Raw genomic sequence first — 13,131 nt, forward strand, 5'->3', positions numbered from 1 at the left:
AGCGCGTGCATCAATTCGCCAAGAACATCAACCGCAACGTCTTTGAAGTAGCGGATCGCCTGTGGGTAAAGATCGCCCTCGACCCAGAGGAAGAAAAACTACGTATTCCAGGTTAGGCGCGGTTTAGAGCACCGATAATCACATAAGAGCGGATTATCGATGTCTGCTGTTGACCGACAACCGTCATTGGCAAAAGGACGGCGAGATTCCGCTACTGGGACTCAACAGGCACTGAAACCTCCCTCACCTGACGAACAACGACCACGTAAGTACCAGTCACCCACTCTTGCAGCTTCGACTAATCCGCGGCGCTTCCACCGCATACCGAGCGATCGCCGGTAGCGGACGAACCCCATCAGCCTCGATCCTGGCGAGCCCCAACGACGCCAGCCGCTCGGCGGCCTCACGGCAAAAGGACGGCCCGGCATCCGGATCCTTGGCGGCCTTCTTCCAGTAGCGTCCATAGCGCTCGACCCAGGTCCGATAGGCGTCGTGGAGATCGGACCAGGATACGGCCCGGTCCTGGGACAGACGCTCGGCGAGATGGCCGGCCAGCAGCAGGGTGATGTGTCCCTCGGTGCCTTCGGAGGGCATGCGCTGGTCGGCGAGGTCGCCCTCCGGGTCGACCATGGCGATGCCCTCGGCGCGCATCTCGGGGACCAGTCCGGTGGCCTCCTGGATGCGCTGGACGATGGCGTGACGCTGGTTGAACAGATAGGCCCGCTCGTCCTCGTCCAGTTCGTCGTAATAGAGCACCGGGTCGTCGAGCAGACGCTCGGTGAGGCGCTGGCGCAGCTCGCGGTTGCGGGCCTCCGGGGTGTCGGCGACGAAGCGGGCGGTGATGGCGCCGATGCGCCGGTCGAGTGAGTCCGCGGGCTGCTCCAGGGTATCGACCAGGGAGGGGCCGCGCCGGGTCACCAGGAGCGCGGAGAGCACGTGACGGTCGATGTCGTAGAGGACGTCCTTGGTCTCGTTCTGGATATAGGCGTCCTCGCTGCCGGCCACTCGGACCAGCACGCCGAGGTTCAGCAGGAGACGGACGACGGCCACCAGGTCGCGGCGGTCCTCCTGGGTGCGCAGCTCGAACACCAGTCCGCTGGCCTGGACTGCGGGCTCTGCGGACTGGTCCATGGCGGTCTTGCCCAGACGGCCCAGGGTGCTCTGCATCTCGCCGCGCTCCAGGCCCGCCAGCACCAGGCACAGGAGGGCGTAGCGGCGGCACGTGAAGTCCAGGTCCACCGGGCGTCTGCCGGGGCGGGCGGCGCGGCTGCCGTCGTCGTGCTCGGGGGCGGTCTTGGCCAGGCGGGCGAAGTCGGCCTCGAGTCGCAGGTCCCAGCGGGTCTCGCTGTGCAGCCACTCCCTGAGCCAGTCGATGTGACGCTTGACCAGCCGGTAGGCGGGGTGATCGGCATAGAGCAGCGGCTGCATCAGCAGGCCGCGTAGGGCCCGGCGCCGGATTCCGCTCCGGTGTCCGCTCGGTCTGCGGACTCGGGATGGCCCCGGCTTCCAGATCGGTGATGCGCATCCGATAGTCGCGACCGCCGAAGGCCCCGTCCGGGGTCTCGATGACCGCTCGGGTCTCGGGTCCGAGGGGCTCCAGATGGATGTCGATGGTGCCGTCGCCGGTGACCGTCTGCACGGCCCGCTCCGGATCCCTGGTCGCCGCCAGGGCCTCGCCGAGCAGACGCAGGAAGAGGTCGAAGCTGGCCGGATCCAGACGTCCGATCTCGCTGAGCCGGGTCTCCTCGCCGGTCGCCAGACGGCGGCGGGCATCGCGCGCCTGCAGGCTTTCACGGTCCAGCCGCGCACGGAGCTTTTGCTTGTCGGCGCTGCGGTCCCGGACCTTGGGCGGGACACCGCGTTTAGCGTGGCGGCCGGTCTCGCGCAGACGTGGGCTGATGCGCAGCGGCGGCGCCTCGGCCCAGGGGCGGGACGGCGGCACCGGCTCCTCGGCGCGGGCCTGCAGGCTGTCGTCGTCGATGCCCAGATGGCGTGCCGGGGTCAGCCCGAAGGCGGCGCGCCAGAGCCGATGGGCCTCGGCATCGGTCTCGCAGTCCATGAACCAGGCGGCCAGTGTGCGATAGTCGGCGGAACGGTCGCTGCGCCCGAGCCGGCGCTCGTTGAGCTGGACCACGGCGTCGACCAGGTCGGAAATGGCGCGCCGCGCCCGCGAGCGCAGCAGCTCGGCCTGGGAGGGCCGGTCCGCCGAGCCGATGAACCAGGCCTCGAGCCCGGACCAGCGGGCCTGCCATTCGTCGACCATCTTGGCCCGAGCCAGGATCGGGTCGAGCGGAGTGGGCTCGGCGCCGTCCAGACCGGGCGCTGGGGCCAGGTCCGCGGCATCGCGCTCGGCGATCCGCTCCAGCAGCGGCCGGAAGGCCGGATGCCCCTGGATGACCTGGATCAGCCCGGCGATCTCGGCGGAGCGGGTCACCAGGTCGCCGATGAAGCGCCGCAGATAGTCGAGCAGACGATCCTTGTAGTCGATGAAGGCCGCGCGCTCGGCCCGACGCAAATCCAGACCACGGGCCAGCCCGGCCATGAAGTCGCGTGCGTTATCGGCGAGATCGGTAAAGACCCGGGTGATGTCGCGCAGCAGCAGATGCGCCTTGGCGCCGTCCAGACCGGCCTCGCCGTCCTGGGCGTCGAGCAGGGTCCGCAGGGCGCGCAGCTGGCTGGCGATGTCGGCCAGGGCCACCGACTGGAGCGCGCCATGGTGCCCGAGCATGCGCTCGTAGGTCGCCAGGGCAGCCTGAGCGGCCTCGCCCTCGCGGGTGATCTGGTAGAGATAGCGGGCGCGGTAGAAGTTCTCGACCGTGGTCACCCGGCTGGTGTCGGGCATCCGTGGCTGGGCTGTATCGCGGCCGGTTACTTCGATACCGCAGCGGCGAGTCATTGCGGCCAGTTGAGAGCCGAACTGTTAATTGCTCGGTCGAGCGCTGCCCCTGGATTCACCCACCCCGCCACATCCTTCAACCACTCAACGAACCACGCGAGTGCATGCAAATCCAGCAGCTTCGACGCCCCGGTCCAGGCGAGGAAGATGGCCATCATGGGCATGGCGAGACCGATAACGGTGACAGCGGTGAGGTAGAGAGAGGCGCCGAGGCGGGCGTCCATGTCGTCATCAAGGCCGCCAGCGACTCGACGGCGCCACTTGGCGACGGGTTTAAAGTGGCCGAGCCAGAGGGTAAAGGCGATGCTGGCGACGACGAGGTGGATCAGGGTCGGGATCAGCGTGGTCAGAATCATGAAGTAAATCCATAAGTGACTGGGATCACCCGGGTTGGCCGCGATTCCGTTTAGCACAGCGTTCAGCTCCACCATCTCAATGCCGCCGCCCTCCATCGCCATGCGGTTGGCGAGGGCGATGCCGGCGACCGTCACCAGTGAGACCAGCACCAGAAAGACCAGGGCGAGGATGAAATCAGCCAATGCCCAGAGCAGGGCCGTCAAACCGGTGTGCAGCCGGCTGGCGATGGCGCCGAGCAGGCCTCGGCTGATGCCGAGCGAGAGCCAGTCGAGAGGGGCGTTGAGGAGTGGGATGAGGGCAAGGAAGAGGATGAAAATCTCTTCGATAGAGGCGTCATCGCCCAATTTGGTCATATAGCGTAGGCAGGCCATTGATGCCCCGACGAGCAGAACCCAGAGCAAGGTTTGCATGAACCCTTCCATGCTCCAGTCTCTTGCATAAGCGACAGCGACAGCGACAACGACAGGGGCAGCGACAACGACAGGGGCAGCGACAGCGCCACCGCCAGCGACAGCGCCAGCGACAGCGAAAGCGACAGCGACAGCGACGGCGACGGCGACGGCGACAGCGACAGCAAACCAAACAAACGATCGAATGCCTTTGTTTGCCATGGAGCGCCATGCTGCGAAAGTGCCAAACGCGACGAGGATAAACACGAAAAAACGCCCGCCCCATTCCACCTGGGGCAGGACGATCCAACCACCGACCTTCCCCTCACCACCGTTGGCGATCCAGAACCCTAGCATTCCGAACAGCGGGTAGAGAAAGGCCAGCAGCAGACAGCGATCAAAGGAACGAGCGGTCCAAGGATTGTGACCGAAAGGACGGAAGAAGGCGCCAAGTTCGATCGGCTGGGCACGCCGATGGCCGCCGTCTCCGATGAAACGAGTGAAGAGATCAAGCGCGAAGCTCAGGGCACGAAGATAGGTTTCGCCGAGGGAGTAGTCTTCCAGCCACCGGCGGCGGCGTTGGCGTGATGCTTCGGTTTCGAAACCTTTGTAGAGTCCGGCAAACAGCAGGGATCCGCATGCGACGATGAGCAGCGCCCACCAGGAACCGAACAGGGCGACAAAATCGTCTAGAAAATCCAAACTCCCTCCTCGGATAAACCCTGCGCAGGATATGCTGAATCCGATTATTTCTTAATCTTTGCAGTCTATAAAAGAATCACGAACCGGGCTGGAATTCTTTTGAGTCCTGAAGTTGCCGAGCGCCCCCATAGGGAGCACCCGGCGACAGCTCGCAGACTATGAGATCGAGAGCCCATCTACTGACGCAAGCAAAACGCTCCTGGCTGCCAATCTGGAGTCACCGCGCCATCCGGGAGACCTAGGACTTGAACTCTTCCACTTCTTTGCAGGCTAAGACGAGCTTGTCAGCCAACTCCGGCAGTTGTCCGTAGTCGACCCACAACGAATCCTCGACGATGTCGTGGATCTGTCCCGCAATTTCGGTTGCCTTCCTTTTCAGTTTGGCCAAAGCCTTTTTTTGATCTTGCGCTTCATCTGACATTGTTTCCTCCTCTACGGATTAGGAAATTCAAGCGATTCCGTTGTGTGACTTCGCGGCGACACACAGCCAAACGGCCTAGCTGTCAAGCCGACGCAACATCATCAGTTCGGAAACCAGAACCGATAACTATATCAGACGGCTATCGCGTGACGGGGACGACTGGTCACCTGCCCGCCCTACCATGACCGGTTGCGAGCGCTTGATCGCCGCTTCACACTTCTCCACATATCTGAAAAACGCGCGACATCGGATCGGGTCAAGATGCGACACAGGAGCGGTGGATTAGGGGATCCGCCGTTCCAAACCCATACCTCGTCCAGGGAACGGGCGCCTGAATCACAAAGAGACCGCATCATGACAAACATCGAAGTGACCGACGACCTGCGCCAGCATTTCCATCTCTTCTGGGACCAGTTTCTCTTTCCGGTCATGCTGGTCCACAAGAGCTTCACCATCCTCGACCGCAACCGTGCGGCCGAGGCCATTGGCTGCACGCCCGGCACCCGCTGCATCGATATGGGCGAGAGGAAGCAGCACCGTGGCTGTCTGGCCAGCAAGGCGCTGCGCGAACAAACCTCCAAGCGTTCGGTGGAGTTCGTCCCGGAGGCGGGACGGGTGATTGATTCCTATTGGATTCCGCTCGAAGGCTATCCGGAGCTCTACGTCCACTTCGCGATCGACCTCACGGAGTACGCAGCCGACCATTTCTTTGCCGGCGAGCGCCCCAAAGTCGACTCGAACTGCTCGGCCTGCATCATCTGAGCGGGCAGCGGATATGAACGGCGAACCCTTGATCGATCTGCTCTTCATTGAGGATGACATGCGGCTCGCCAAACTCACCAGCGACTATCTGCAGCGCTACGAGGTGCTGGTCACCCTGGAATCGGACGGCGAGCGCGGGTTGCAGCAAGCGCTTAGGCACCGCTTCGACGCGATTCTGCTGGATCTCATGCTGCCTGGACGCGACGGTATCTCCATCTGTCAGCGGCTGCGCGAGCACTCGGACGTGCCCATCCTCATGGTTACGGCGCGCGGCGAGGAGGCTGATCGCATCCTGGGGCTGGAGATCGGCGCCGACGACTATCTGCCCAAACCCTTCTCGCCCCGTGAACTCCTGGCCCGCATCCGCGCGGCGGTGCGTCGCTCGCGCGGTCGGGCCGGACCGCGCACGCACCTGGTTCGCGTCGGCGATCTGGCGCTCGATCCCGGCACCCTGATCGCAACGCTGGACGGACAGCCGCTCCCCCTGACCAGCTACGAGTTCGCGCTGCTGCGGGCGCTGGCAGAGCGGGCCGGTCAGGTCATCTCGCGCGAGCGCCTGATGGAACTGGCACGCGGCAGCGCGGAGGAGGCCTTCGACCGCTCGATCGACGTGCACATCTCCCGGCTGCGCCAGAAGCTGGGCGACAGCCCGCGCAATCCGCAGCGTATCCGCACGGTGCGCGGCGCCGGCTATCAATACCTCGCGTCGTATGCCGGGTGAGATATCCACGTCGGCGTCTTTTCTGGCGCATCTATCTCTTCGGCCTGTTCCTGGTCTGTCTGGCTACCCTGGCAGTCGTCGCGACCACCATCCTGGTCCAGCCCGAATCCCGTTACCACGGCCGCCCGGAGCGCTTGCACCAGGTGCTTGCGGCCGAGCTCGAACCCCTGCTCGGTCGGCCGGAGGCGCTCGAAGCCGGTTTGCGTCGGCTTGCGGGGGCCTTGGAGCGCAGCGCCGCCATCTATGACCGGGATGGAACCCCGCTTGCCCGTACGGGCGGGGCGCCGCCGGTACCGCTCACTGCCGAGGAACTCGCCAAGGTCGGCGGTTGGCATCCCTTGCATCGCCAAAGTGACGGATGGGTGCACGCCGTTGCGCTCGGCGGACCCGATGGCGCCTATCTGCTGGTGCAGGGCGCCGAGGCCGGATTCGCCGGACTCCTGATCGCGCTCGCTGCGGTGCTGCTGGTCGTCGCCTTGGCCTCCTGGCCATTGGCGAGAGCCTTCGCCAGGCCACTGGAACGTCTCACAGCCACGGCGCACCGGCTTGCCGCTGGCGAGCTGTCGGCCCGCAGCGGCCTGGTCCGGGGTGACGAGTTGGGCGACCTGTCGCGGTCGCTGGACGAAATGGCATCGCGGCTGGAGCACCGCATCCGGGCGGAGAAGGAACTCTTCGCCAATCTCTCGCACGAGATCCGAACCCCATTGGCTCGTTTGCGGGTGGCCCTGGAACTCCTGGAGGACGTCCCCGGCGATTTCGAGGAGACCCTCGACCGGCTGCAGGGGGTCGGTGCCGACCTGACCGAGCTCGAACGGCTGGTCGATAATGTACTGATCAATTCGCGTCTCGATCTGATCGGCCGAGTCCCAGACCAGCATTTTCTGCAGCGCCGACCGATCGATCTGAATGAGGTCGTGACCGGGGTGCTGGAGCGCTTCGCGCGCTACCATCCCGAGCAGCGTCTCGACGCCGAGATCGCGGGCGCGCTGCCGGTGGCCTGGGTCGACCCCGCCCAGATCTGCCGGGTCTTCGACAACCTGTTGGAGAACGCGGTCAAGTACAACCGGAACGCGACACCCCTCCGCCTGACGGCCGGGAGCGATACGGGGCGTTTCTGGTTCGAGATCGAGGATGCGGGGGAGGGCGTGCCGCCCGAGGATCTGGAACAGCTGTTCGATCCATTCTTTCGCAGTCATCGCTGCCGCTCCCGCCAGACCGGCGGCAGCGGACTCGGTCTGACCATCAGCAAGCGCATCGTCGAGGCACATGCTGGACGCATCTCGGCCCGGCTCAATCCTGCGGGCGGCATGACCTTCCGGTTCGAGATCCCAACCCTATCTCCATCCCTTCATGCTTGAGATCACTGCCACCATCTGTATCCCGGACGCCGAGCTAACCGAGCGCTTCATCCGCGCGCCTGGACCAGGTGGGCAAAACGTCAATAAGGTGGCCACCGCTGTTCAGCTGCGCTTCAACGTCCTGCGCTCTCCCGCGCTGCCCGACGAGGTTCGCCGGCGGCTGCGCGGACTGGCCGGTCGGCGCCTCGATCAGGAGGGAAACCTCACTATTGAGGCGCATCGCTTCCGCACCCGCGAGCGCAATCGCGAGGATGCGCGCGAACGCCTGGCCGAACTGATTCGCCAAGCCGCCCAGCGCCCTAAAACGCGCATTGCTTCACGCCCCACCCGCGCCTCCAAGGAACGCCGACTGGCAGCAAAATCGCGGCGCAGCCGCCTGAAGCAAACCCGGTCTGCTCGTTCTGATGAGGATTGACCGTTATGGAACGCGTCAGTCAGAGGGGGGCGCCTCTTAAGGGTGCCGCCTCTAAATGATGTGAAAGCTGATGTCTTTGACTGTGTTCAGATCCTATCCTGTTCTTCAGTCATGTTCCAACACCGCCAACACCTTCCCTAAGAGCTGATTGAGCTGCGCCAGTTCGTTTTCATCGAGCGCGGCATTGAGCCAGCGCTGATCGCAGGCGATCACTTGAGCCATTGTTGACTCCACCAGGGCTTTGCCGGCTGTGGTGAGCAGCACCAATTTGCTGCGCTTATCTCCCGCGTGCACCTGGCGTTCCACCAGGCCGCGCGCTTCAAGCTGGTAGAGCAATTTGGTCAATCCGCCGGAGGTAATCAGCGTCGCGCAGTGCAGTTGCGTGGGCGAGAGCCGGTGCGGCGGTGCTGTACGCCGCAGTGAGGCCAGCACATCGAACTCGCCGAGGCTGAGTCCTTGAACTCGCATCACCTGAGCGGCCTCGTTGATCCCCAACTGGCCGACGCGGTTGAGATAGACGATGAACTGCTGCGTCGGTCCGTGCAGTTCCGGCCAGTTTTCCGCGCACAGTTGCATCAAGGTGTCCGCACGCGCTTTGTCTTTTGCCATAAAAGCCTCCGTTGCATCAAGGGGGGCGTATTGTAGCCAATAGTTATCTTGCAAGAAAGATAAAATCTCGGTATGCTTATCTTCCAAGATACCTAAGCATGGAGAATGCGATGCACATGCAACCCCGATGTTTTTCAGACCACCTTGGGCTCAATGAAGGATACGCGCTTGTGCTCGCGCTGCTGGCTGCGCTCAGCCTGGTTGGGTGCGATCAACCGGCATCTGATGCACCGCCCGCCAGTGCCGCGCACGCCGCGCCAGCAGTCGAGACCATCACCGTGCAGCCGGAGCCGGTCACCATCACCGAGTCCCTGTCGGGCCGGACCACTCCCTATCTAATCGCCGAAGTGCGACCACAGGTGGGCGGCATCATCCAGGCGCGGCAGTTCCAGGAGGGCGCGTTGGTGGAGGCCGGGGACGTGCTCTACCGGATCGATGCCCGGCTCTATGAAGCGGACTTCGCTAGTGCCAAAGCGGCACTGGCCCAGGCCCAGGCCACTTTGGAGCTCACCCGACTCACCGCCGAGCGCTACGAGGACCTGCTGGGTTCCAAATCCGTCAGTCAGCAGGAGCACGATGACGCCGACGCCGCCTACCGCCAGGCCCAGGCTGCGGTCGCCGTGGCCGAGGCCGCCTTACAGCGCGCGCGCATCAACCTGGACTACACCCAGGTGACTGCACCCATCTCCGGGCGCATCGGGCGCTCCTCGGTGACCGCCGGGGCTTTGGTGACCACCAACCAGAGCGAGGCCCTGGCCGTGGTGCAGCAGCTTGACCCGATCTATGTGGACCTTAGCCAGTCGAGTGCGAGCCTGCTACGCGCCCGCAAGCGATTCATGCACGACTTGCCTCCGGACGACATCGGCGTCGATGTGCATCTGACCCTGGAAGACGGCACCGCCTACGACCCCATCGGCCGACTGGAGCTTGCGGAGGTGACGGTGTCCCAGGACACGGGCTCCGTGGCGTTGCGGGCTGTGTTTCCGAACCCCGACGGCATTCTGCTGCCAGGGATGTTCGTGCGTGCGACCATCGACCTGGGCCGACTGGACGAAGCCGTGATGGTTCCGGCTCAGGCGCTCAGCCGTGACAATCAGGGCAACCCCCAGGTGATGGTGCTCGGTGACGACGACCGAGTGGTGCAGCGGCCCCTGGGGCAGGTCGAGCTGATCGGAAAGCGCTGGCTGGTACACGATGGGCTGCGGCTCGGGGAGCGGGTCATCGTCTCGGGGTTGCAGCACATCCGCCCGGGCATGGTGGTGCGCGCGCAGGGCGAACCGGCCCCGCAACCCATCGGGCCCGCCACTGCGGCGTTGGTGGGGGAGTAATCGTTCATGGCGCGCTTCTTCATTGACCGCCCAGTGTTTTCCTGGGTCATCGCGATTCTGATCATGCTGGCGGGCCTGCTGTCCATGCTAACGCTGCCGGTGTCCCAGTACCCGGCGATCGCGCCGCCGTCCATTTCCATCACCGCCACTTATCCGGGCGCCTCAGCCCGCAGCATTGAGGGCTCGGTCACCCAGATCATCGAGCGGGAGATGAAGGGAATCGACAACCTGATCTACCTGTCCTCGTCCAGTGAGTCCACCGGTGCAGCCACGGTGACCCTGACCTTTGCCGCCGGCACCGATCCGGACATCGCCCAGATGCAGGTGCAGAACAAGTTGCAGCTGGCCACGCCCTTGTTGCCAGAGGCGGTCCAGCGCCAGGGCCTGAAGGTGGCCAAGGCGGTGCGCAATTTCCTCATGGTGGCGGTGTTCGTCTCCACCGACGGCCGCATGAGCGCCATCGACCTCGGCGACTATGTGGCGACCAACGTCGAGGACCCGATCAGCCGCCTGGAAGGCGTCGGTGAAGTGACGCTGTTTGAGTCCGAATACGCCATGCGCATCTGGCTCGACCCCTACAAACTGCGCCAGTTCGAGCTGACGCCGTTGGATGTGCAGAACGCCATCCAGGCCGAGAATGCCGAGGTCACCGCCGGGCAACTTGGCGCCACACCGGCGGTGGAGGGACAGCCCTTTAACGCGACCATCTATGTGCAACACCGGTTGCGCTCGCCGGAGGCCTTCGGCGACATCCTGGTGAAGACCGATCGGGATGGGGGCGCGGTGCGGCTGCGCGATGTGGCGCGCATCGAGATCGGCGGCGAGAGCTACAGCAAGGCCGCGCGCTACAACGGCAACCCCGCCGCCGGCATGGCCATCAAGCTGTCCACCGGTGCCAATGCATTGCAGACCGCCGAGCGCATTCGCGCCGAGTTCGACGCCTTGTCGCGTAATTTCCCGTCCGGCATGGAGGTGGTGATCGCGAGCGACAGCACGCCGTTCATCGCGCTGTCGATCGAAAACGTGCTGCACACCTTGGTCGAGGCTGTGGTCTTGGTGTTCCTGGTCATGTACCTGTTCCTGCAGAACTTGCGCGCGACTCTAATCCCGACCATCGCCGTGCCCGTGGTGCTGCTTGGCACCTTCGGCGTGTTGGCGTTGTTCGGCTACTCCATCAATACTCTGACCCTGTTCGCCATGGTGCTGGCCATTGGGCTTTTGGTGGACGATGCCATCGTGGTGGTGGAGAACGTCGAGCGGGTGATGCACGACGAGGGCCTCTCGCCGCAGGAGGCGACCCGCAAGTCCATGGACCAGATCACTGGCGCCCTGGTGGGCATCGCCCTGGTGCTCTCGGCGGTGTTCGTGCCCATGGCCTTCTTCCCCGGCTCCGTGGGCGTGATCTACCGGCAGTTCTCGGTAACCATCGTCTCGGCCATGGTGTTGTCGGTGGTGGTGGCCATCGTCCTGTCGCCGGCCCTGTGCGCGACCCTGCTCAAGCCAGTGAAGCCGTCCGACAAGCCCCGGCGCGGCTTCTTCGCTTGGTTCAACCGGAGTTTCGACCACGGGGCCAACACCTACCAGCGCGGCGTCGCGGGCATCCTGCGCCGCCCGCTGCGCTTCGGCCTGATCTATCTGCTGTTGCTGGCGGGCGTCGGTGGCCTCTATCTGACCACTCCCACCGGCTTCCTGCCGGACGAGGATCAGGGACGGATCTTTACCTTGATCCTGACGCCGCCGGGCTCGACCAGGGAGCAGACCCTCGATGTGCTCAAGCAGGTGGAGCGGCACTTCCTGGACAACGAGCCCGACGCGGTCGATGCCGTTGTCACGGTGGCGGGCTTCAATTTTGCCGGCACCGGCCAGAACACCGGCCTGGGTTTTGTTCGGCTGCGCGACTGGAGCGAGCGCCAGACCCCGGACCTCTGGGCCAACGCCGTGGCGGGGCGGGCGATGGCCGCCTTCTCGCAGATCAAGGAGGCGCGGGTGCTCGCCTTCGGCCCGCCGGCAGTGGCCGAGATGGGCAATGCCAAGGGCTTCGATGTCTACCTCAAGGACGTCGGTGCCAACGGTCACGACGCCCTACTGGCGGCCCGCAACCAACTGTTGGGAATGGCCGCGCAGGACCCGGCACTCAAGGCGGTGCGCCCCAACGGCCTGGAACCGGCACCGATCCTGAGCATCGACATTGATCGGGAGAAGGCTCGGGCCTTTGGGCTTGACCTCGCGGGCGTCAACGCCACCCTCTCAGCCGCCTGGGGTAGTGCCTATGTGGACGACTTCATCCACAACGGCAACGTCAAGAAAGTCTATCTACAGGCTGATGCCGAGCATCGCATGGTGCCTTCAGACCTGGAGAAGTGGACGCTGCGCAACGCCCAGGGCGACATGGTGCTGTTCAGTGCCATCGCCAACGCCGATTGGGGCCTGGCCTCGCCCAAACTGGAGCGCTACAACGGCGCCTCCGCTGTCGAGATCCTGGGTGAGAGCGCACCCGGAGCTACCACGGGCCAGGCCATGATCGCCATGGAATCCCTCGCCGAGCGTCTGCCACTCGGCTTCGAGCTGGACTGGACCGGGCTCTCCTACGAGGAACGCGCCGCCGGGCAGCAGGCGCTGCTGCTCTACGCTCTGTCGCTGCTGGTGGTCTTTCTCTGTCTGGCCGCCCTGTACGAAAGCTGGTCCATTCCCTTCTCGGTGATGCTGGTGGTGCCGCTCGGCGTGCTCGGCACCCTGCTGGCGGCGAGCCTGCGGGGCATGCCCAACGACGTCTATTTCCAGGTCGGGCTGCTCACCATCATCGGCCTCTCGGCCAAAAACGCCATCCTGATCGTCGAGTTCGCCAAGGATTTGGTGGAGCAGGGCAAGACCTTGCGTGAGGCGACCCTGACGGCGGCGCGGCTGCGGTTCCGGCCCATCCTAATGACCTCGCTCGCCTTCGGTTTCGGTGTCCTGCCGCTGGCGCTCAGCACTGGCGCTGGCTCCGGCAGCCAGAACGCTATCGGTACCGGTGTGCTCGGCGGCATGCTCTCGGCCACCCTGCTTGGCGTCTTCTTCATCCCGCTGTTCTTCTACGTCGTCGTGCGGGTGTTCACCGGGCGCGGGCGTAACGCGGCCGATTCGGACAAGAGCACGGTGCCTGCGCTGGCCTAAAACACGGGCCCCGGCTCATG

Annotated in this window: 10 protein-coding genes and 1 pseudogene; 6 read left to right on the forward strand and 5 right to left on the reverse strand. The window is 64.6% G+C overall.

All coding sequences use genetic code 11. From position 1 onward, the window contains the following. Nucleotides 1-276: 276 nt before the first annotated feature. The 4 genes and pseudogenes from CKO36_RS10445 to CKO36_RS10460 form a co-directional block, all read right to left on the reverse strand. Nucleotides 277-1,530 (reverse strand): TIGR02678 family protein, encoded by a 1,254-nt coding sequence (locus CKO36_RS10445; protein ID WP_338053457.1) that lies wholly within the window; start codon nt 1,528-1,530, stop codon nt 277-279. 40 nt (nt 1,531-1,570) lie between these two features. Next, nucleotides 1,571-2,896: pseudogene (locus CKO36_RS10450) on the reverse strand (TIGR02677 family protein); the annotation flags it as partial. Then, the gene (locus CKO36_RS10455) at nt 2,893-4,344 is read right to left on the reverse strand and encodes a hypothetical protein (RefSeq protein WP_200284004.1); all 1,452 of its coding nucleotides are present in this window, start codon (nt 4,342-4,344) and stop codon (nt 2,893-2,895) included. The gene CKO36_RS10455 and the pseudogene CKO36_RS10450, both read right to left, overlap by 4 nt. Before the next feature lie 238 nt (nt 4,345-4,582). After that, nucleotides 4,583-4,765: a CCE_0567 family metalloprotein gene (locus CKO36_RS10460; RefSeq protein ID WP_200284005.1), complete on the reverse strand. Its 183-nt coding sequence runs from the start codon at nt 4,763-4,765 to the stop codon at nt 4,583-4,585. Nucleotides 4,766-5,119: 354 nt separating this feature from the next. Between CKO36_RS10460 and CKO36_RS10465 the strand changes: the two genes are divergently transcribed. The 4 genes from CKO36_RS10465 to arfB are packed head-to-tail and all read left to right on the forward strand — an operon-like array spanning nt 5,120 to nt 8,021. Beyond that, the gene (locus CKO36_RS10465; RefSeq protein WP_200284006.1) at nt 5,120-5,527 is read left to right on the forward strand and encodes a hypothetical protein; all 408 of its coding nucleotides are present in this window, start codon (nt 5,120-5,122) and stop codon (nt 5,525-5,527) included. 13 nt (nt 5,528-5,540) lie between these two features. After that, nucleotides 5,541-6,248, forward strand: coding sequence for a winged helix-turn-helix domain-containing protein (locus CKO36_RS10470; protein ID WP_200284007.1), 708 nt, complete (start codon nt 5,541-5,543; stop codon nt 6,246-6,248). Continuing rightward, the gene (locus CKO36_RS20285) at nt 6,245-7,606 is read left to right on the forward strand and encodes an ATP-binding protein (RefSeq protein ID WP_200284008.1); all 1,362 of its coding nucleotides are present in this window, start codon (nt 6,245-6,247) and stop codon (nt 7,604-7,606) included. The genes CKO36_RS10470 and CKO36_RS20285 overlap by 4 nt, the downstream gene beginning before the upstream one ends. Beyond that, the gene (arfB, locus tag CKO36_RS10480; protein WP_200284009.1) at nt 7,599-8,021 is read left to right on the forward strand and encodes an alternative ribosome rescue aminoacyl-tRNA hydrolase ArfB; all 423 of its coding nucleotides are present in this window, start codon (nt 7,599-7,601) and stop codon (nt 8,019-8,021) included. The genes CKO36_RS20285 and arfB overlap by 8 nt, the downstream gene beginning before the upstream one ends. 105 nt (nt 8,022-8,126) lie before the next feature. Here arfB and CKO36_RS10485 read toward each other — a convergent pair whose 3' ends face one another. Next, nucleotides 8,127-8,630: a MarR family winged helix-turn-helix transcriptional regulator gene (locus CKO36_RS10485; protein ID WP_200284010.1), complete on the reverse strand. Its 504-nt coding sequence runs from the start codon at nt 8,628-8,630 to the stop codon at nt 8,127-8,129. A 170-nt stretch (nt 8,631-8,800) separates the two neighbouring features. Between CKO36_RS10485 and CKO36_RS10490 the strand changes: the two genes are divergently transcribed. After that, nucleotides 8,801-9,958 (forward strand): efflux RND transporter periplasmic adaptor subunit, encoded by a 1,158-nt coding sequence (locus CKO36_RS10490; protein WP_338053456.1) that lies wholly within the window; start codon nt 8,801-8,803, stop codon nt 9,956-9,958. Nucleotides 9,959-9,964: 6 nt separating this feature from the next. Then, complete coding sequence (locus CKO36_RS10495; protein ID WP_200284011.1) at nt 9,965-13,111, forward strand: efflux RND transporter permease subunit; 3,147 nt, start codon at nt 9,965-9,967, stop codon at nt 13,109-13,111. The last annotated feature ends 20 nt before the right edge of the window (nt 13,112-13,131 follow it).

The sequence above is a fragment of the Rhabdochromatium marinum genome (assembly GCF_016583795.1).
GTDB classification, from domain to species: domain Bacteria; phylum Pseudomonadota; class Gammaproteobacteria; order Chromatiales; family Chromatiaceae; genus Rhabdochromatium; species Rhabdochromatium marinum.